This is a genomic window from Bradyrhizobium sp. MOS002 (genome assembly GCF_003020115.1).
Lineage (GTDB): Bacteria > Pseudomonadota > Alphaproteobacteria > Rhizobiales > Xanthobacteraceae > Bradyrhizobium.
Genome location: NZ_PYFX01000024.1, coordinates 45,136 through 65,046, shown reverse-complemented (window position 1 = coordinate 65,046; position 19,911 = coordinate 45,136). Strand labels below are relative to the sequence as shown.

The window sequence follows — 19,911 nt, the reverse complement described above, 5'->3', positions numbered from 1 at the left end:
CCGGGACATCACGTCTGAAGGCCTGCTTCGCGCAAGCTCTTTCAAAGGGCTCAGCAAGGGAACGCGGCGTTCCTGACGGCGTTTTCTCCACCAGTGAGCGGAGTACCGGCATGCCGGATCGCGTAACCCGAGCGGTAAAAGAAGCCCAAGCCATCCTGGCTCGCTATGTCGAGCCTGGGCCGAGGGACAGCGAGAAGACGATCAATGACCTGCTAGCCGTTCTCGACGACGAGCGGCTTGTACAGGCGATGGAGGAGGAAGATGAGCGACAGTCTCACCAAACGGGACCAGCGCGACCGTAGCAAGATCAACATGCATGAAGACTTCGAGGTCAAGTACTGGACCAAGGAGCTTGGTGTCTCCAGGGACGAGCTGCAGAAGGCCGTCGACAAAGTAGGCAATTCGGCCGCCGCCGTTCGAAAACAATTGGCGGTGTAACCGAGGCGAGCGGTATGCTTGCGATCTTTGGAGCAAGGCCCGCGCGCTTTTTCGTGCCATGATCAATCCCAACTGTCCCATATGCTTCGGCATCGGCTTTGTCTGCGAGAACCACCCGGACCGGGCCTGGAGCGCAGAGCTGGGCTGTCAATGTGGTGCCGGTGATCCGTGCGCCTGCAACAGGTCGCCGGACATCGACGCGGGACTCGAAGAGCCGGATGCCAGCCATATTATCGCGGACACAAACGGGAAAAAGAGACGCCACTAAGCACGGTGAGGTCGTGAAGCGACCTTGTACGGTGCTTCATTATTACTGAGGGCCTGCGAGCGTGCGCCTCCGCCGTCCTCGTCTTCGTCAGTATCACAGCATCGCTTGGATGGATCGGCTCGACCACGGAGTTATCGTGAGGACACTGGAGACCTGATGCGGCCTCAGCGTCTTGTCGGTCCAACGATTGTCAGCGTGTTCGTTCAGCAAGCGGTTGAGTTCACCACAATAGAGCTGACGCCAGTTTGCTTTCATGTTGGCGAGGCATTCGAGGTCACGGTCTGTGAAGAATGACATAGTGATGGAGAGCCTAGCTCAGATTGCGGTGGACGGGGTGGCCGGCACAATGGGGACGGACCGCTCATCCATTCGGCGGATAGGACAGCCGCTTCACGCTACGGTCGCTTGACGCAGATCAAGGCCGTTATGTGACTGCCGCCAAAACGACCCTCCCAGCGGCGCAGGCATGCAGAGGCATGACCGGACGCATCCCGTCGGAGCCGGTCTCCGCATGGCACAACTGCATATTGCCGAGCGTTGATCTGCAACAAGGCATGCCGAAATTGCATATCCCGAGTGTCACCCGGTTGATAAAATCCGTGCATGGATAGGGGCAGGGTTTACCGCGCGAACTATGAGGATTGCCGAGAGGAAGCTAGTAAGGCTACTAGCGCGTCCAGCAAGGCGCAGTGGCTGTTGTTCGCCGAAGAATGGTTGAAACAGGCGGAAGCAGCCGAAGATCAACAGCGCCGAGAAGCAGCAATCTCTGTAGTTGCTCCAGCAAGTAAGGTCGACGCGAGTTGCGCCCATCCAGCGGCGAAGTTCGCGCGATCAGTTCTCGAGGTACCCTCCAGCCGCTCAGCCGCGAAGCGGAGGGCCTAGGTGCCGGCGCTGACGTCGCGGATGACTTCGAGAATTCCTTGAGCGCTATAGGGTTTTCGGATAAATCGGCCGCCCGAAGGCAAGTCGTCGGGGCCGACCTTCGTCATTCCAGACGTAGCAATGATCTTGATTGGCGGCCAGCGGTCGCGAACCGCAGCGGCCAGTCTGAGGCCGTCCATCGAGCCCGGCATTTGCACGTCCGTAAATAGGACTGTGATGTCGCGTCGGCGCTCCAGAATGGCGATGGCTTCATCCGCGCCGTTTGCTTCAATCGTTTCAAACCCGGCTGCCTTGATCATATCCACGGCATCCAAACGAATAAGGAGGTCATCCTCTACAATCAGCACAACGGGTAGCTTAATATCTGTTTTCAAAGCATAAATGCCTCCAGCCAACCTAAGCTCTGCCGGCTCGGATAGTTCCCCCTCTGCGAGTGTGCGGCTCGCTCATCCCGAAACAGTAGACATCGGTGTCTGTAAGGGCCACCATACTCGCCACATAGATATCAGAGAAGTCGTGCAAGCTGATCTGCATAGGGCTGAAGAATCTCGTCTTGCTGCCCTCCGGCGGTATGGCATCCTCGATACTCCGCGAGAAGCTGACTTCGACGAAATCGTGAAGGTCGCGTCCGCCATCTGCGGCACGCCAATCTCTGTCATCAACTTGATCGACTACGGCCGCCAATGGTTCAAGGCGGAAGTCGGATTAGGCCTCCGGGAAACGCCGCTGGACAGCTCGATCTGCGCGCACGCGATCTTGCAGCCCGATCTGTTTGTCGTACCCGACACCACGCTAGATTCGCGTTTCGCGGATAATCCGCTGGTCACGGGCGACCCGCATCTGCGGTTTTATGCCGGAGCGTTGTTGGAGACGCCTGATGGCCTTCCGCTAGGTACCGTTTGCGTGCTCGATTACAAGCCACGGGAGCTTAATGAGACTCAGAAGGCTTTCTTGCGACTGATGGCCAATCAGGTGATGAAGTTGCTTGAACTGCGCCGGATTAGCGCTGCCGAACACGCCGCCAGAGTCGAAGCCGAAGACCTGGTCAACGAAAAAGAGACGATGATGCGCGAAGGCGATCACCGGCTCATGAATTCATTGCAGCTCGTCCAGTCAATTCTGGCACTTCAGAGCCGCAATGCCGCGAGCGAGGAGACGAGGGCTCAGCTCGATATGGCCAGCAATCGTGTGCTCGCCATTGCAACCGTCCACAAGCAGCTGCACCTGACCGGCAGTCATGAAGAAATCCAAATCGATACCTTTCTGCTCAGGCTCTGCGAAAGCCTCAAGCACACAGCTCCGGCACAGATAACTGCGATCAATGTCGATGCGGAAAACACCAGAGTTCCGTCGGATGTCGCGAGCGGACTAGGCCTTTTGGTCGCGGAGTTGGCCACGAATAGTTTCAAGTATGCTTATGCTCCGGGTCAGCCGGGGCCTGTCAACGTAAGCTTCAAAACAAATGCGGGCGGATGGGCTTTGGTAGTCTCTGATCAGGGGCGCGGCTTGCCGGCAGGTTTCGACATCGATCAGAGCAAAGGCTTCGGCATGCAAGTCGTGAAAGCATTTGTGCGGCGACTAGATGCAACGATGACGATTTCTTCTCGCCCAGGATGTACCGCATTCGAGATTGTCGGCCAGACCAGTTGACGGCCATCAGTCAGCTCCTTGGCCACTTCTCCGACTCCGTCCGGCTAGTTAGCCTCGTCGTGTCATTGTTTGGGTCGACTAGGTCGTGGGCGCGGACTCGTCCCGCCAAAAAGAAAATCGTGCACCACAATCGCCTGTTCCACCAAATATAGACCACGACCTAGCGACTTCCACGCTATGCGCCGCGTGCCGCCGCCTGCCAATCTTCGCAGAAGCGCGTCGTTGGCCAACATTTCGTGTGCAATGTAGTTGCGATGTTCCTTTAACTCTTCCACTAAGTGGACGAAGTCTTGCCGCAACCCGCTCTCGCGCAATGCCTTGACCACTCGCCCAAGGGGCCAGCTTTCGATCCTCTCTTCGTCGTAGCCATACTTACCCGCAAGAATGTTCTTCAGTGCCAATTCGACAAGTTGGGCCTTACCCATGAACATGGCAAAGCTTTCGAGAAAATTAAGCTTTTCAGTTCTGCGCAGCCGCCGCGTAACAATGGCGTGGACCTGTTTTGCGCTGAGCGACTTCCTATCGCCTCGCGTCATCGTCGCGACTTCACGTGTCGGCTCGTCCCTGTCAGTTTTCGCCGTCTCGCTCATCAGTAGGCGAGCCATTTGAACGACACCGCTCCCAACCGTGCGAAGTCGATCAGCGACAGCTCGGCGCGCCAGTCGTTGCGATTTTTACTTCCATACAGGTAGAGGTACGGTTGGTAGTGAAGGCCTTCCTCATCAGGGTTCATGGCCGCATCGGGAATCACGACATCAAATCGGATGCCGGTAGCATGAATGATCTTGTTGCAAGCCTCACGTAGGCTGAGCACCTCGACCCTCTTTGGATCGTTCACCCAGCTTGGAAACAACTTCCCGCAGTCTTTGTGCTCGTTCTTTGGTCCTTGCGGACGTTGATCGAAACGAATGCGCAACCCAGTGGCACAAGAGATCAAGATCCGCGTGACTTCTGACTTGAAAAAACCTTCCTGCATCATTGCGATGGCGGGCGAGGTGAGGCCGTGGCTCGCCACTTCGCGAGATGCCGTAACCATGCAGATCAGCCGGTAAAGGTCGAGCACGAACGCTCCCGGCTCGATGGCGTGGGGCTGCTTCTGGTTGGTGAAGTAGACGTTTTCTTCCGCCATGGGTCAGATGATAGACGATTCGTCTGTATCGCTGCGGAACCGGTGGGTACGCAAGAGCCGGGTTAAACTCCACCGGGCTCCACAGGAATTTATATAAGCCGGCTTTGCTTGTGGCCCTTCGGATCGCGACATAAATGTAGACACACTGAAGTCATCCCATTGAAAACTCTACAATATTTGCTCTTGTGCCTTCCCTCGCGCAGGGAAGGCCGAGTGATTGGCACCACCTGTATGCTGCTGTGCGGTTTTCCTGCGTGTGCTTTTCGCGCAGCGGACCGCGGGTGCGAGGTCAGCACCCAGCCTTCCCTGCGCCCTCTTGGATTTGAGAGTGAAGCGACGAAGCAAAGCTCGGGCGAATTGCGCCGCGAGAAGGAGAAGGCGTGTCTGCGTCCACACGCTCGCTGTCATCGCCCGGCTTGACCGGGCGATCCAGTATTCCAGTAGCGGTCGTTTTCGAACCGAGACGCCACGGCGTACTGGATTCCCCGCCTTCGCGGGGAATGACATTGGAGGACGACGCCATTGCCCATTACTCCGTCATTGCGAGCGCAGCGAAGAAATCCAGAAATGCATCGATGCAAATAGTCTGGATTGCTTCGTCGCAAGGGCTTCTCGTAATGACGATGTGGAGGCAGTTTCGCTCTCTCGCGCTAGGCTTCCGGCATCACCGTCCCGCTGGTGCAGACATCGCGCCGTTGGAATAGCGCGACCAGTCGGGCTCGGTCGACTGTGATGGCCAGAGCGCGGCGTTGGAGTCGCGCACCGACTGGGTGATGGGGGCGGGAACGGGCTGCGCCTTGCGGACATGACGGCGGTCGTTCGCCGCGGCGGTCTGGATGGTGGCGGCGGCAATCAGCGTCGCGCCGAGGATGATGAAAGTCTTTTGCATCGTTTCTTTCTCCCGTGACGACGCCCGGCTGTGGGATGTGTTTTGTGTGTTCGCCGTCGCGGCTGACATGGCGACGCGCCCAGCCGATATCAGCGCTCGCGACATCACATTGGGGCGAGCCAATTTTCTAGCCTCGGCTAAATATTCGGCAATCGTGCCCGTAGCCTCGATGGACTTGACCTGCGCAATCCGGTTGAATGGGCCAAATTGGTTTTCAGGCGACAATGATGTCGAAATATCTGCTGGTCCTTCTGCTGATCGCCTCGCCGGCCGTGGCGCAGGTCAAGCTGACCCCAAAAACATCGGCGGCGCGTCCGGACCCCTGCACGCCGATCGGGCGGACCGCGGACGGCAAGCTGGTCTACTCCATGAAATGCGAGATCCTGCCGGTGCCGCCCCCGCCGCCGCAGGCGGAACTGAGGGAGGCGCCGCAGCCCGCCGCCGAGCCGGAGCCGGAGACGCGGCGGAGTGGCGTTTTCGGCTGGTCCTACGACCGCAGGTGACTTGAGGTGACTTGCCGCGCCCCTTGCGCGCAGCCCGATGGAATGCTCTTTGCCTGAAAATTCCCCGTGGGGCCACCGCCCCCGATCCAGAGAGATGAGATGACCAAACTCGTTATCCGCGCCGGCGACTTCACCTTCGATGCCCGTTTCGAGGAGCAAGCGGCGCCCAAGACTGTCGCCGCGTTCCGCAAGGCGCTGCCGTTCGAAAGTCACATCATCCACGTGCGCTGGAGCGGCGAGGGCGTGTGGATGCCGCTCGGCGACCTCGATTTCGGTGTCGGCTACGAGAACCACACCAGCTATCCCGCGCCCGGACAGATCATCCTCTATCCCGGCGGCATCAGCGAGACCGAGATCCTGATGGCCTATGGCGGCGTGCACTTCGCGAGCAAGATGGGCCAGCTCGCCGGCAACCATTTCATCACGCTGACCTCCGGCCTGGAGAATCTGGCGACGCTCGGCAAGAGCGTGCTGTGGAAGGGCGCGCTGCCGATCCGCTTCGAGGAAGTCTGAGTGACTGGTACCCGCTACCCGCGCGATCTCCGCGGTTACGGCCGCAACCCGCCGCATCCGCAATGGCCCGGCAATGCGCGGGTCGCGGTGCAATTCGTCGTCAATTTCGAGGAGGGCAGCGAAAACAACATCCTGCATGGCGACCCGGCCTCGGAAGCATTCCTATCCGACGTGCTCGGCGCACAGCCTTGGCCCGGCCAGCGCCACGCCAATATCGAGTCGATGTTCGAATATGGCTCGCGCGCAGGGTTCTGGCGGCTGTGGCGGTTGTTCAGAGAGCGGAAGTGGCCGACCACCGTGTTCGGTGTCGCCACTGCGCTGAAGCGCAATCCGGAAATCGTTGCTGCCATGAAGGAGGCGGGCTGGGACATCGCCAGCCACAGCCTGAAGTGGATCGAGCACAAGGACATGACCGAGACGCAGGAGCGCGCGGAGATCGCGGAAGCGATCCGCGTCCACACCGCGGCGACCGGCTCGCGGCCGCTCGGTTGGTACACCGGGCGCTCCTCGATCAACACCAACCGTCTGTTGATGGAGGAGGGCGGCTTCCTCTATCTCTGCGACTCCTATGCCGACGATCTGCCCTATTGGGTCAAGGGCGCGAGCGGCAAGCAGCTCGTCATTCCCTATACGCTTGACGCCAACGATATGCGCTTCATCAATCCGCAAGGCTTTGCCGAAGGCGAGCAGTTCTTCACCTATCTGAAGGATGCCTTCGACGTGCTCTATGCCGAAGGCGAGAGCGCGCCGAAGATGATGTCGGTCGGCCTGCACTGTCGTCTCGCCGGCCGCCCCGGCCGCGCGGCGGGGCTGATCCGCTTCCTCGACCACATCGGCAAGCACGAGCGCGTCTGGGTGCCCACGCGGTTGCAGATCGCCCAGCATTGGCACGACAAGCTCGCGCACCTTGCGGCCGACGCATTCGAGATCGGATAAGGACGATGTCGCAGATCTCGCTGTCTGATCTTAATGCCGCCGATGAAGCCTATTTCGTTGCCGCGCTCGCCAACGTCGTTGAATATTCGCCGTGGATCGCCGGGCAACTCGCCGCGAAGCGACCCTTCGCCGGCATCAACCAGTTGCACGCCGTGCTGATGGCGACGATCCAGAGTGCCGAACCCGACGTGCAATTGGCGCTGATCCGCGCGCATCCGGACCTCGCCAACAAAACCCAGCGCGCGGCGGGCCTCACTGCGGAATCGACCGACGAGCAGAACAGCGCCGGCCTCGACCGGCTGTCGGATGCCGAATACGCGGCGTTCGAGCGCGTCAACAATGCCTATCGCGACAAGTTCGGCTTTCCCTATATCGTCTGCGTGCGTCGTCACACCAAGGATTCTGTGCTGCGCGATTTCGAGACGCGGTTGCGCAATATTGCCAAGACCGAGACGCGACGTGCGATCGAGGAGATTGGCCGCATCTCGGCGCTGCGGCTCGATCAACTCGTCGCAGCCGATGACAAGCTCAAGGTCCATGGCCGGCTCTCGACCCATGTGCTGGACAACCACGCCGGCAAGCCTGCGCCGGGCATTGCGGTCGAGCTGGTCGAGCTCGCGAACCTTGGCGAGAGCCGCGTGGTTGCGCGCGCGGTGACCAATGCGGACGGCCGCACCGACCAGCCGCTGATCGGCGGCCGCCCGCTGCCGATCGGCCGCTACGAGCTCCGGTTTAGCGTGGCCAAATATTACGCCGAGCGCAACGTGCAGCTCACCGACCCGCCGTTCCTCGACGAGATCCCGCTGCGCTTTGCGATCAGCGAGCCGGAAAACCATTACCACGTGCCGCTGCTCGTCACGCCCTGGAGCTATTCGACCTATCGCGGCAGCTAGACGTGTTGCGCGGTCGATGCGACTGACGCGGCGTCTGCCTCCGCCGCAGCTCCTCCGCTCACACCGTTGAAGAAAGCATTGAGCAGCACGGAGACGATCGCACAGAGCAGGATGCCGGACTCCAGCAACGGCTGGAGATCGTGCGGCAAGTTCCTGAAGAATCCGGGTGCGGCGAGCGGGATCAGGCCGAAGCCGATCGAGATCGCGACGATGAAGAGATTGTAGCGATTGTTGCGGAAGTCGACCGAGGTCAAGATGCGTGCGCCCGTCGCCGCGACCATGCCGAACATCACGAGGCCGGCGCCGCCGAGCACGACCAGTGGCACGGCCTCGACCAGCGCGGCGAGCTTCGGCAACAGACCGAGCACGAGCATGATGCCGCCGCCCGTGACCGTCACCCAGCGCGAGCGCACGCCGGTGACCGAGACGAGGCCGACATTCTGCGAGAACGACGTGTACGGGAAGGTGTTGAAGATGCCGCCGAGCAGCGTGCCGACGCCGTCGGCGCGCAGGCCCCGGCTCAGGGCTTCGCGGTCGACCGTCTTGCCGGTGATGTCGCCGAGCGCGAGGAACATGCCGAGCGATTCGATCATCACGACGACCATGACGACGCACATGGTGATAACCGGCACCAGATGGAATTGCGGCATGCCGAAGCGGAAGGGGATCACGATGGCGCCCCAGGACGCCGCCGCGACCTTGTCGAAATGCATCACTCCGAGAGCGGTCGCGAGCACCGCGCCGGCGATGATGCCGAGCAGCACCGAGACATTGGCGAGGAAGCCGGTGCCCCATTTGATCAGGCCGAGAATGAACAGCAGCACGAACAGCGAGATGCCGAGTCCCTGCAACTGGCCATAGGCAGGATTGGGGAAGCTGCCGGGGACACCGTCGACCATCTTCGTCACGGTCGGCAGGCCGCCGCCCGCCCAGTTGATGCCGACCCGCATGAGCGAGATGCCGATGACGAGAATGATCGTGCCGGTGACGACGGGTGGAAACAGCGGCAGCAACCGGCTGACGAACGGCGCGACGATGATGCCGAACAGGCCGGCTGCGATCACCGAGCCGTAGATGCCGAGCAGGCCGATATCGGGTGCGGTGGCCATCGACAGCATCGGGCCGACCGAGGCGAACGTCACGCCCATCATGACGGGCGGGCGGATGCCGACACCAGGGAAGCCGAGGCATTGCACCAGCGTCGCAAGCCCGCAGGCGAACAGATCGGCGCTGATCAGGAAGGCGACGTCCTCCGGCGGCAGCTTGAGTGCGCGCCCGATGATCAGCGGCACCGCGACCGCGCCGGCATACATCACCAGCACGTGCTGGAGCCCGAGCGCAAGGAGGCGCGGGACCGGCAAAACCTCGTCGACGGGATGGTCTTCACTAGTCATGAACACAGCCCCCGAAACATGTGCCTAGCCAAACTTGTCGTGCAGTGCGGGAAACAGCCGGTCCGGCTTGAAGGGTGGTGCGGTGAATCGGATGCCGGTGGCATCCGCGATCGCATTGCCGAGTGCGGCCGCGACCGGATTGTACGGGCTCTCGCTCATCGACTTCGCACCCAACGGTCCGATCGTGTCGGACGTCTCGGCGAAGAAGACCTCGGTGCGGGGCACGTCGGCGAAGGAGGGCAGATGGTAGTCGCGGAATTTGGGGTTGGTGACGCGGCCGTCCGCGTCGATCACCATCTCCTCGTAGAGCGCGGCACCGAGCGCCTGCGCGACACCGCCTTCGACCTGACCGCGGCATTGCATGGGATTGGCGACGACGCCGGCGTCCGCCGCATGCACGCTCCTGAGAATCCGGAGCTCGCCGGTGCCCTTGTTCACGGCGACGCGAAAGCCCTGCACGTTGAAGCCGACCGAACGCGGCGTGCCGCCGGAATTGCCGGCGCCGGCGAACGGCTGTCCGCGTTCGCGCGCGAGCTTGGCCAACTCCGCAAAGGACATCCGCCGCACGCCGCTGACGACGGCCTCGCTCTCGAGCGTGCAGCTCCCGACGTCGCAGAGCCATGCGCCGGCAGCGGCCGCCTTCAGCTCGGTCGCAAGCTGCACGGCTGCCGCATGGGTCGCCTTGCCGGCGACGAACATGCCGGCGCTGCCATAGGCGCCGGTGTCGTGGCCGCCATGGGCGGTGTCGGACTGGCGCAGGCGGATCCGGTCGACGGTGGTCGCAAGCGTCGTCGCTGCGATCTGCCGGTGCACGGTGCTGGTGCCGTTGCCGAATTCCGCGGTGCCGACGGTGAGGTCGAAGCTGGCGTCGTCGTTGAGCGCGACCATTGCATCCGCCAGATGGCCCGCCGGGGGTACCGTGTCGATCATGGTCAGGGCGACGCCGTCGCCGATCAGCCACTCCGGCGACAGGTCCGGCTGCGGACCATCAGCCTGCATCGCGCGCTCGACGAGGTCGAGGCATTGGTCCAGCCCGTAGGAGCCGTAGTGCACGTCGTGAAATTCCGACGGCGGCGGCGACAGCATGGGGTCGCCGGGCTTGACGACGTTGCGCCGGCGCATCTCGTAAGGGCTGATGCCGAGCTGCTTGGCCAGCTCGTCGATCGCGGCCTCGACCGCGATCAGTGTTTGCGGCAAGCCATATCCGCGAAACGCGCCTGCCGGCACGGTGTTGGTGTAGACGGCGTAGCCGTCGACCCGCTTGTTCGGGCAATTGTAGACGGCGATGGACTCGGCCAGCGAGTGGAACATCACGGGGCCGGCGTGATTGCCGTAGGCGCCGGTGTTGGAGAGCACGTCGAGCTGAAGCGCGGTGAGCCTGCCGTCCGCATCGGCTCCAGCCTTGACGTGGACCCGCATCGGATGTCGCGTCGAGGTTGCGATGAACTGCTCCTCGCGGGTGAGCTCCAGCTTCACCGGCCGCCCGGTCTTGAGCGCGGCGAGCGCCAGAATGTCCTCGACGAACATCTCTTGCTTGCCGCCAAAGCCGCCGCCGACGCGCTCGCAGAACACGCGGACCTTGTCCATGGGAAGCTCGAAGATATCAGACAGCGCGCGCCGGGTCAGGAACGGCACCTGCGTCGAGGTGCGCACATTGAGCACGCCGGAAGCATCGAGCCAGGCCAGGCCGCCATGGGTCTCCAGTGCGGCATGCTGCACACGGTGACTGTGGAAAGTGCCCTCGAAGGTGACGGCGGATGTCGCGAGCGCAGCCGCCACGTCGCCGAATTCGCCATGTGTCTCCGCGGCGAGGTTGCGCTGGGCGTCGGCGATCCGGTTCGCGGTGGTGCGTTCGGGATGAATGACGGGTGCGCCCGGCGCCATCGCCTGCTCCGGATCGATCAGCGCAGGCAGGACCTCGTAGTCGACCTTCAGCCGGCGGCACGCGTTCTCGGCGGCGGCTTCGCTGTCCGCGACGACGGCGGCGACCTTCTGGCCGATGAAGCGGACGATGTCGTCGAGGACACGGGTGTCCTCGGGATCCATCCAGTCCTTCTCATGCCGCGCGGTCGACATCAGAGTAGTTGGCGCATCCTCATGCGTCAGCACCGCGTGCACGCCGGGAACGCTGAACGCTTCCGACGCGTCGATCGCGACGATCCTGGCGTGGGCGTGGGGTGAACGGAGCAGCTTGATATGCAGCAGGCCGTCGATCTGCGTGTCGAACGTGTAGCGCGCCTTGCCGCGCACGACATCGGGGCCCGCCGGCGCCGGCAGGCTGCGGCCGAATGCGGCGCCGGCCTCGACGCTCTCCTCGATATTGGTCTTGCCGAGCAACGCATCCTCGATCGAACGATACCCGGTGCAGCGGCAGATATTGCCCTTCAGCGCCACGCCGAGATCGGTACGCTGCGCCTGGTTCAGCGAGGCGCAGGTCAGGATCATGCCGGCGGTGCAGAAGCCGCATTGAAAGCCCTGCGCAGCGAGGAAAGCCTGCTGCATCGGATGCGCGCCGCTGTCTCCGCCCAGACCTTCGATCGTGGTGACGGCGCGCCCCTCGGCACGGAAGGCCGGGATCAGGCAGCTATGCACTGGCTCGCCGTCCAGCAGCACGGTGCAGGCGCCGCAATCGCCGGCGTCGCAGCCCTTCTTCACGCCGAAATGGCCGAGCTCGCGCAGGAACGTGCGCAGGCACTGGCCGGCGCGTGGCTCCTGCGGAAACGTCGTACCGTTGACCTCGAAGCTCATGACGACGGTGCTCCGAGGAGTTCGTCGCGAATCTCTTCGGCAAGCCGCAGTGTCATGTGCTTGCGCCAGAGCGGCTTGCCGTGGATGTCGGTGTGGTACAGATCGTCTGGGATCTGCTGCGCGATGGCCTCGCGAAGCGCTTTCGCGTCGGGCGGCTGGGCGAAGGATAGCCGGACCGGCCGTACCGTCGATGCGGTGACCGTGAGCGTCAGCGTGCCATCGGCATCCAGACTGCCGATCAGGAGCGCCGCCGAACGGCCGACCGGCGCCAGCGAGATATGGCGAAAGACCGTACGACGCTTCAGCGCGGCGATCGGAATATCGATCTGCCGGAGCAGGTCACCCGGCGCCAGAAGGTTGCTCTGGTTGCCGGTGACGAAGTCGACGACGGGCATCGTCTGTTCGCCGCCGCCGGCCTTCCAGATGGTGCAGATGCCCTCCAGCGCGGCAGTGAGCGAGATCATCGGTCCCGCTGGAAGCGACATGCAGAGATTGCCGCCGACGGTCGCCGTCTTCCAGATCTTGAACGAAGCAAGGAAGGCGCGGCAGCACTGGTTGATCAGCGGCGCCGCGAACCAGTCGGGTGGGCAGACGAATCCATCAAGCTGCGCAACGGTGCAGGTGGCTGCGATGCTGAAATGGCTCTCGGTGACCGTCAGCGCCGGCCATTTGAGGTCGGTGAGATCGATGAGCCGAGTGAGGTGAACTTGCGGCTCCGAGAACAGCCAGGTGCCGCCCGCGAGCCAAGCATCACCTGGCGTCCAAACGGGCAGCTGCGCGCGCGTTTGCGGATGGGCGACCGCTGTGATGGTATTCAAGTCCATGGCGACGCCAACGCTTCCAACGAGTGAATCGAGCCAGGAGAAAGTCTTGCAAGACGGGCGCCAAGTCGCAACAACAAGTCGCAGCAAAAACGTAATCAGACCGGCACCCGCCTTGCAGGCCTTTCGTCAGCGAATGTGAGGAGGAGCAGATTCATGAGCGACGCAAAGCCGATCTGGATCAGGGATCCCCTGGCTATCCTCGCCGATGGCGCCGAGCGCGGGATCGTGGTGAAAGGCGGCCGGATCGTCGAGCTCGTGCCGGCCGGCGCTGCGCCCACAACCGCTGACATCGCGGTGTTCGACGCTGGCGACCACGTCGTGCTGCCGGGCCTCATCAACACCCATCATCATTTCTACCAGACCCTGACACGGGCGCTACCCGCGGCGATGGACCGCGAGCTGTTTCCCTGGCTCCAGGCGCTCTATCCGGTGTGGGCGAAGCTGACGCCGGATGCGCTCGAGCTCAGCGTCACCGTGGCGATGTCCGAGCTGCTGCTGTCGGGCTGCACCACCACGACGGATCATCACTATGTATTTCCGGCAGGGCTCGAGGAGTCCGTCGATATCGAGGTCGACGTCGCAAAGCGGCTCGGCGTGCGTGTGCTGCTCACGCGCGGCTCGATGAACCTGTCGCAGCGCGACGGCGGTCTGCCGCCCGATAGCGTCGTGCAGGATGAGGACACCATCCTCGCAGACAGCGCGCGCGTGGTCGCCAGGCATCACCAGCGCGGTGCGGATGCGATGGTGCAGATCGCGCTCGCGCCTTGCTCGCCCTTCTCGGTGACGACGTCCCTGATGCGTGCGACAGCCGATCTCGCCGACAAGCTCGACCTGCGCCTGCATACTCATCTCGCCGAGACCGAGGACGAGAACAAATTCTGCCAGGAGATGTATGGCTGCCGTCCGCTCGACTATCTCGAGCAATGCGGCTGGCTCAATGCGCGGACGTGGCTCGCCCATGGCATCTTCTTCAACGCGGACGAGATGAAGCGGCTCGGCAAGGCGAAGACGACGATCAGTCATTGCGCCTGCAGCAATCAGCTCCTGGCCTCCGGCTGCTGCCCGGTCTGCGAGATGGAGGAGGCCGGTGTCGGCATCGGCATCGGTGTCGATGGCTCGGCCTCGAACGACGGATCGAACCTGATGCAGGAGGTGCGGGCTGCGTTCCTGCTGCAACGGGCGCGCTACGGCGTGACGAAGGTCAGTCACAAGGATGCGCTGCGCTGGGCCACGAAGGGCTCGGCGGCCTGCGTCGGCCGGCCGGAACTCGGCGAGATCGCTGTCGGCAAGGCGGCCGATCTCGCGCTGTTCCGGCTCGACGAGCTACGCTTTTCCGGCCATGGCGATCCCCTGGCCGCACTGGTGCTGTGCGGGGCGCATCGGGCTGACAGGGTGATGGTGGCAGGTAAATGGGTGGTGATCGACGGCGCGATCCCCGGCCTTGATGTGGCAGACCTCATCCGCCGCCACAGTTCGGCGGCGCGGGCCATGCAGGCCGGATAATATCCAGGCAAAAATAGAAAGAGGGGGCGACCACAAGTGCCGGGTGCTTCTGGCCACCCCCTCCGAACCTGTTCCGGGAGGAGCAGGTGATTTAGACAAAGCAAGAAGCGTGCTACTTGCCCGGCAGCTTGTCGTCGATGCCCTTCACGTAGAAATTCATCCCGAGAATCTGGCCGTCGTCGAGATTGGCGCCGCCCTTGCACTCGACAGGCTTGCCGTCCTGCCCAACGACCGGGCACTTGAACGGATGCAGCTTGCCCGCGGTGATCGCGGCCTGGGCATCCTCGGCGATCTTCTTCACGTCGTCGGGCATGTTGGTGTAGGGCGCCATCGCGAACATATGGCTGTCGAGGCCGCCCCAGCTGTCCTCGGATTTCCAGGTTCCGTCGAGCTCGGCCTTGACGCGGGCGATGTAGTAGGGACCCCAGGTATCGAGGATCGAGGTCAGCTGCGTCTTGGGCCCGAACTTGATCATCTCGGAATCCTGGCCAAAGGCGAGCTTGCCGCGTTCGCTGGCAATCTGCATCGCAGCGGGCGAATCCGTGTGCTGCATGATCACATCGGCGCCCTGGTCGATCAGCGCCTTGGCGGCGTCGGCCTCCTTGCCCGGGTCGAACCAGGTGTTGGCCCAGATGATCTTGACCTTGATGTTCGGGTTGATGGTCTGCGCGGCGAGGATCGTCGCGTTGATGCCGGAGACGACCTCGGGAATCGGGAACGAGCCGATATAGCCGAGCACTCCGGACTTCGACATCTTGGCCGCAATCAGGCCCTGGATGTAGCGGCCCTGGTACCATTTGGCCGAATAGGTCGACATGTTCGGGTTGCGCTTGTATCCGGTCGCGTGCTCGAAATGCACGTTCGGATATTTCTTTGCGACCTTCAGCGTCGGATCCATGTAGCCGAACGAGGTGGTGAAGATCAGCTTGTTGCCGGCGCGGACGAGCTGCTCGATGGAGCGCTCGGCGTCGGGGCCTTCAGGCACGTTTTCGAGAAAGGTGGTCTCGATCTTGTCGCCGAGCTCCTTCACCAGCGCCTGGCGTGCCAGCTCATGCTGATAGGTCCAGCCGAGGTCACCAACCGGGCCGAGGTAGATAAATCCGACTTTCAGCTTGTCGGCGGCGGAGGCTGCACTAACGCTCCCGGCAAGCAAGAGCCCGGCAGCCAGCGCAAGAAGTGATTTCCTCATCATCAATCTCCAAACATCAGGGGAAAGCCACGATCCGCAATGTGCGCGCCCCATCGCGCACGGTGCGGAAATGAAACGCTAGCGGTCAGGCACGAACACGGTGCCAAGCGCAGCCGGCGCAGTCGATCCGCCCGTGCGCGCGCGGGAGAGCAGGACCAGGACGATGACGGTCGCAAGGTAAGGCAGCGCCGACATGAGCTGCGAGGGAATGCCGACGCCCCAGCCCTGCGCGTGCAGCTGCAGGATCGTCACCGCACCGAACAGATACGCGCCGACCACGAGGCGGCCCGGCCGCCAGGACGAGAACACCACCAGCGCCAGTGCGATCCAGCCGCGGCCCGCGGTCATGCCGGGAATAAAGAAGGGCGTATAGGCGAGCGGCAGATAAGCGCCGGCAAGCCCGGCGCAGGCGCCCCCGAACATCACGGCGAAGGTCCGGATCCGCAGTACGGGGTAGCCGAGTGCATGCGCAGACACGTGGTTGTCGCCGCAGGCGCGCAGGATCAATCCTGGCCGCGTGCGGTACAGGAACCACCAGATGCCGGCGACCAGCGCCAGCGAGAAATAGACGAAGGCGTCCTCGCCGAACAGCACGCGGCCGATCAGTGGGATGTCCGTGAGGCCGGGAATGTAAAGATGCGCTGCCGGCGTGATGCGCTCGCCGACGAAACCGGCGCCGATCAGGCCGGAGAGTCCGACGCCCAGGATGGTCAGCGCCAGCCCTGTCGCAACCTGGTTGACCGCAAGCCCGAGCGCCATCAGTGCGAAGACCAGCGACATCAACGTGCCGGCGACGATGCCGAACAGTGCGCCGATGAAGATCGAGCCGGTCAGCCACGCACCTGCAAAGCCACACGCCGCACCGACGATCATCATGCCCTCGACGCCGAGATTGAGCACGCCGGATCGCTCGGTCACGAGCTCGCCGGTCGCTGCGATCAGGAGCGGCGTCGAGGCGGCAAGCACCGCGAGAATGATGGCCTCAATGAGTTCCACGAGCCACCTGTCGGTTCGGGAAGACCAGCTTGAAGCGGTAAAGAATGAGGGAATCGCAGGCGAGCACGTAGAACAGCAGAATGCCTTGAAAAACCTTGGTGACGTCCAACGGGATCTTCATCGCGATCTGCGCCTGCTCGCCGCCGATAAAGGTCAATGCGAGAAAAAGGCCTGCAATTAATATTCCAAGGGGATTCAGCCGACCGAGAAAGGCGACGATGATCGCCGTAAAACCGTAGCCCGGCGAGATGCCGGGCTGGAGATGCCCGACCGGACCCGCGACCTCGATGATCCCGGCGAGGCCGGCCAGCGCGCCCGAGACGGCGAAGGTCAGGATGATCAACTGGTTGGAATTGAAGCCGCCGAACCGCGCGGCACGGGGCGCTGCACCGACCACACGAATCTCGAATCCCTTGATGGTTCGCCCGAGCAGGATCGCCGCGCCAGCGACGACGAGAAGGGCGATGATCGAGCCGAGATGCAGCCGGCCGCCTTCGATCAGCAGCGGCACCGTTGCGACCGGATCGAACTCGGCCGTGGTCGGGAAGTTGAAGCCGTGCGGATCGCGCCAGGGGCCGCGCACGAGATAGTCGAGGAAGAGATCGGCGACATAGACCAGCATCAGGCTGGTCAGGATCTCACTGGCGCCGAACTTCACCTTGCAGATTGCCGGGATCAGCGCGTAGAGCGCGCCTGCGGCGGCGGCGAGCACGAGCATGGCCGGCAGTGCCCAGACGCCGGCGTCGGTGCCCTGCGTCTTCACCGCAATCCAGCTTCCGGCGACTGCACCGATCAAGAACTGCCCTTCGGCGCCGATGTTCCAGGCATTGGCGAGATAGCAGAGCGACAGTCCGATTGCGATCATCACCAGCGGTGTCGCCTTCACCGCGATTTCCTGGAGCGAATAGCTGTCGGTCAAAGGCGCGATGAAATAGGCGTGCAGGGCGAGCAGCGGATTCTTGCCGAGGATCGCGAACAGGATGACCATGGTCACGATCGTGAGGCCGATCGCGATCAGGGGAGAGATCAGCGCGATCGTGTTGGAGCGCTCGGCGCGCTTCTCAAGCACCAACTGCATGCGCGGCCTCCCTCGGCTCCAGCGTGCTGCCGCCCATCAACAGGCCGAGTTTTTCGCGCGTCGCCTCGCTGGTGGCGAGCGGCGCAGACAGATGGCCATGGAACATCACGGCGATGCGGTCGGCGATTTCCGCGAGTTCGTCGAGGTCCTGGCTGGTCACGAGCACGGCGGCGCCTGCGGTTGCGAGATCAAGCAGCGCCTGGCGGATGACGGCGGCAGCGCCGGCGTCGACGCCCCAGGTCGGCTGGCTCACCACCAGCACCGCGGGATTGCGCAGGATCTCGCGTCCTACGATGAATTTCTGCAAATTGCCGCCGGAGAGGGATGCGGCTTCGGGATCGCGCTTGGCCTTGCGGACGTCGAACGTCTCGGTTGCGCGGTCGACCGTCTTCAGAGTGGCCGCGGTATCGATGAAGCCGTGATGGACCATGCCGCTGGCGGCGTGCCCGGTGAGCAGCGCATTCTCCGAAAGCTTCATGCGCGGCGCGGTGCCGTGGCCTAGCCGCTCCTCGGGAACGAAGGCCGCGCCGAGCTTGCGGCGCTGCGTGATCGAGAGATGGCCGGCGGCAAGACCTTCGATCACGATCGTGCCGGGATCCTTCGACAGGCGTTCGCCGGACAGCGCGGCGAACAGTTCGTCCTGTCCGTTGCCGGCGACCCCGGCGATGCCGAGGATCTCGCCGCCTTTCAGCTCGAACGAGATGTGCTCAAGGCGCACGCCATGCGCCTCGCCAGGGGCGAGCGAGAGATCGTTGACGACGAGGCGCGGCACCGTGGTCTGCCGGCCGGCGGCCGCCTTCACTTCCTTGATCTCGCCGCCGACCATCATCCGCGCGAGCGAAGCTGCGGTCTCAAGCCTGGGATTGCACGTCTCCACCTTCTTGCCGCCGCGCAGGATCGTTGCCGTGTCACACAGGCGCTTCACCTCCTCGAGCTTGTGGCTGATGTAGAGGACGGCGCGACCTTCGGCCTTGAGCCGCTCCAGCACGACGAAGAGCTGGTCGGCTTCCTGTGGCGTCAGCACCGCGGTGGGTTCGTCAAGGATCAGGAATTGCGGATCCTGCATCAGTGCGCGGACGATCTCGATGCGCTGGCGCTCGCCGACCGACAATTGCCAGACCTCGCGTTTGGGATCGAGCGGCAATCCATAAGTCTTCGACACCTGCTCAAGCCGCGCCGACATGTCCTTGAAGGATTCTTTCCCGTCGAGGCCGAGCGCGACGTTCTCGGCGACGGTGAGATTGTCGAACAACGAGAAGTGCTGGAACACCATGCCGATGCCGCGGCTACGCGCTTCCGAGGGACCGGACAGCATGATCGGCTGGCCCCGCCAGAAAATCTGGCCGGCGCTGGGCTGGATCAGCCCGTAGATCGCTTTGACCAGCGTCGACTTGCCGGCGCCGTTCTCGCCGAGCAGCGCGTGGATTTCCGTTGGCCAGATATCGATGTCGATGGCATCGTTGGCGAGGAAATCGCCATAGCGCTTGGTGAGCCCGACCGTCTTGAGGAGCGGGGACTCGCCGGAATGCAGGCTGTTAGCCGTGGGATCCAACATTCGCCGATGCGCTTGCATGGGGTGAAGTGCCTCAATACTGGGCTAGTTTGAACCGCTGCGTAAGGTGTGAAAAAGCGTCATCCCTTGCTCAACGCTTCGGCAGGCAGGAGGTGTCGGCGAGTCGCTGCTCTCGCTGGGCGGCGATGGTCCTCAATTGCCTCCTGAACAGCCTTTGAAGCTCCCGCTTGCGTGTGGCGCCTGTTGCAAATTTGTGACGGCTCAAGCCAAATCGGAACCCGCTATGCAGGTTTGATGCGAAGTTGAGCAGAGACGCGCCATCACGCGTATGCATTTGCGACCTGCGCGACAGTAGCTCCCGCCCATCGTGTCTGCCTTGTCCGCTCGACATGAAAAGGCGAGCGAAATCAAACGGGATTATCCGGCAATGGCCGCTCCCGCCTGACTTCGTGGCGGTGAGGTTGGCCTTCCAAATCCGCCGGTGAAACGCGGCGCCCTGTGCAAACAAGCGGCACGCCTTGAAACAAGTTGAGGCTTCTCACTCCGGGAGATCGGCGCAAGTGTC

18 protein-coding genes are annotated in these 19,911 nt (G+C 62.9%); 7 read left to right on the top strand and 11 right to left on the bottom strand.

Annotation, left to right across the window (positions count from 1 at the left end):
- Nucleotides 1-261: 261 nt before the first annotated feature.
- Nucleotides 262-438, top strand: a complete 177-nt coding sequence (locus C7G41_RS33775; RefSeq protein ID WP_106946578.1) for a DUF3606 domain-containing protein — start codon at nucleotides 262-264, stop codon at nucleotides 436-438.
- A 1,146-nt stretch (nucleotides 439-1,584) separates the two neighbouring features.
- Here C7G41_RS33775 and C7G41_RS33755 read toward each other — a convergent pair.
- Nucleotides 1,585-1,962 carry a response regulator gene (locus C7G41_RS33755; RefSeq protein WP_306768079.1) on the bottom strand — a complete coding sequence of 126 codons (378 nt, stop codon included), beginning with the start codon at nucleotides 1,960-1,962 and terminating at the stop codon, nucleotides 1,585-1,587.
- A gap of 142 nt (nucleotides 1,963-2,104) precedes the next feature.
- On the opposite strand from C7G41_RS33755, the gene C7G41_RS33750 reads away from it, so the two are divergent.
- Complete coding sequence (locus tag C7G41_RS33750; RefSeq protein WP_158268070.1) at nucleotides 2,105-3,238, top strand: sensor histidine kinase; 1,134 nt, start codon at nucleotides 2,105-2,107, stop codon at nucleotides 3,236-3,238.
- Nucleotides 3,239-3,300: 62 nt separating this feature from the next.
- On the opposite strand, the gene C7G41_RS33745 is transcribed toward C7G41_RS33750, so the two are convergent.
- The 3 genes from C7G41_RS33745 to C7G41_RS33730 form a co-directional block, all read right to left on the bottom strand.
- Nucleotides 3,301-3,828 carry a hypothetical protein gene (locus tag C7G41_RS33745; RefSeq protein ID WP_106946573.1) on the bottom strand — a complete coding sequence of 176 codons (528 nt, stop codon included), beginning with the start codon at nucleotides 3,826-3,828 and terminating at the stop codon, nucleotides 3,301-3,303.
- On the bottom strand, nucleotides 3,828-4,367 hold the full coding sequence (locus tag C7G41_RS33740; RefSeq protein WP_106946572.1) for a hypothetical protein: 540 nt from the start codon (nucleotides 4,365-4,367) through the stop codon (nucleotides 3,828-3,830). The genes C7G41_RS33745 and C7G41_RS33740 overlap by 1 nt, the downstream gene beginning before the upstream one ends.
- Nucleotides 4,368-5,031: 664 nt before the next feature.
- Nucleotides 5,032-5,256, bottom strand: coding sequence for a hypothetical protein (locus C7G41_RS33730; RefSeq protein WP_106946571.1), 225 nt, complete (start codon nucleotides 5,254-5,256; stop codon nucleotides 5,032-5,034).
- Between the two features lie 224 nt (nucleotides 5,257-5,480).
- Between C7G41_RS33730 and C7G41_RS33725 the strand changes: the two genes are divergently transcribed.
- The 4 genes from C7G41_RS33725 (at nucleotide 5,481) to uraD (ending at nucleotide 8,101) form a co-directional block, all read left to right on the top strand.
- On the top strand, nucleotides 5,481-5,759 hold the full coding sequence (locus C7G41_RS33725; protein WP_199198752.1) for a hypothetical protein: 279 nt from the start codon (nucleotides 5,481-5,483) through the stop codon (nucleotides 5,757-5,759).
- Nucleotides 5,760-5,858: 99 nt separating this feature from the next.
- The gene (locus C7G41_RS33720; protein WP_007601448.1) at nucleotides 5,859-6,272 is read left to right on the top strand and encodes a DUF3830 family protein; all 414 of its coding nucleotides are present in this window, start codon (nucleotides 5,859-5,861) and stop codon (nucleotides 6,270-6,272) included.
- On the top strand, nucleotides 6,273-7,208 hold the full coding sequence (puuE, locus tag C7G41_RS33715; RefSeq protein ID WP_106946569.1) for an allantoinase PuuE: 936 nt from the start codon (nucleotides 6,273-6,275) through the stop codon (nucleotides 7,206-7,208). It begins immediately after the preceding gene.
- 5 nt (nucleotides 7,209-7,213) lie between these two features.
- Nucleotides 7,214-8,101 (top strand): 2-oxo-4-hydroxy-4-carboxy-5-ureidoimidazoline decarboxylase, encoded by an 888-nt coding sequence (uraD, locus tag C7G41_RS33710; protein WP_106946568.1) that lies wholly within the window; start codon nucleotides 7,214-7,216, stop codon nucleotides 8,099-8,101.
- Here uraD and C7G41_RS33705 read toward each other — a convergent pair.
- Genes C7G41_RS33705 through C7G41_RS33695 form a run of 3 tightly spaced genes read right to left on the bottom strand, consistent with a single transcriptional unit; the run spans nucleotide 8,098 to nucleotide 13,067 of the window.
- Complete coding sequence (locus C7G41_RS33705) at nucleotides 8,098-9,495, bottom strand: nucleobase:cation symporter-2 family protein (protein WP_106946583.1); 1,398 nt, start codon at nucleotides 9,493-9,495, stop codon at nucleotides 8,098-8,100. The genes uraD and C7G41_RS33705 overlap by 4 nt on opposite strands.
- Nucleotides 9,496-9,519: 24 nt before the next feature.
- Nucleotides 9,520-12,243 carry a molybdopterin-dependent oxidoreductase gene (locus C7G41_RS33700; RefSeq protein WP_106946567.1) on the bottom strand — a complete coding sequence of 908 codons (2,724 nt, stop codon included), beginning with the start codon at nucleotides 12,241-12,243 and terminating at the stop codon, nucleotides 9,520-9,522.
- A complete protein-coding gene (locus tag C7G41_RS33695) occupies nucleotides 12,240-13,067 on the bottom strand; it encodes an FAD binding domain-containing protein (RefSeq protein WP_106946566.1) in 828 nt (275 codons plus the stop codon). The genes C7G41_RS33700 and C7G41_RS33695 overlap by 4 nt, the downstream gene beginning before the upstream one ends.
- Nucleotides 13,068-13,220: 153 nt before the next feature.
- Here C7G41_RS33695 and C7G41_RS33690 point away from each other — a divergent pair, with 153 nt between their 5' ends.
- Entirely contained in the window at nucleotides 13,221-14,570 is a 1,350-nt protein-coding gene (locus C7G41_RS33690) for an 8-oxoguanine deaminase (RefSeq protein ID WP_199198751.1), read from the top strand.
- Nucleotides 14,571-14,682: 112 nt separating this feature from the next.
- Here the strand turns inward: C7G41_RS33690 and C7G41_RS33685 are convergent, their stop codons facing one another.
- The 4 genes from C7G41_RS33685 to C7G41_RS33670 all read right to left on the bottom strand — a co-directional run bounded on the left by C7G41_RS33685 (nucleotide 14,683) and on the right by C7G41_RS33670 (nucleotide 19,388).
- The gene (locus C7G41_RS33685) at nucleotides 14,683-15,759 is read right to left on the bottom strand and encodes a BMP family ABC transporter substrate-binding protein (RefSeq protein WP_199198753.1); all 1,077 of its coding nucleotides are present in this window, start codon (nucleotides 15,757-15,759) and stop codon (nucleotides 14,683-14,685) included.
- Between the two features lie 78 nt (nucleotides 15,760-15,837).
- Nucleotides 15,838-16,755 carry an ABC transporter permease gene (locus C7G41_RS33680; protein WP_106946563.1) on the bottom strand — a complete coding sequence of 306 codons (918 nt, stop codon included), beginning with the start codon at nucleotides 16,753-16,755 and terminating at the stop codon, nucleotides 15,838-15,840.
- Nucleotides 16,742-17,833 (bottom strand): ABC transporter permease, encoded by a 1,092-nt coding sequence (locus C7G41_RS33675; RefSeq protein WP_106946562.1) that lies wholly within the window; start codon nucleotides 17,831-17,833, stop codon nucleotides 16,742-16,744. Before C7G41_RS33675 ends, C7G41_RS33680 begins: the two co-directional genes overlap by 14 nt.
- Complete coding sequence (locus C7G41_RS33670) at nucleotides 17,817-19,388, bottom strand: ABC transporter ATP-binding protein (protein WP_106946561.1); 1,572 nt, start codon at nucleotides 19,386-19,388, stop codon at nucleotides 17,817-17,819. Before C7G41_RS33670 ends, C7G41_RS33675 begins: the two co-directional genes overlap by 17 nt.
- Nucleotides 19,389-19,911: the final 523 nt, after the last annotated feature.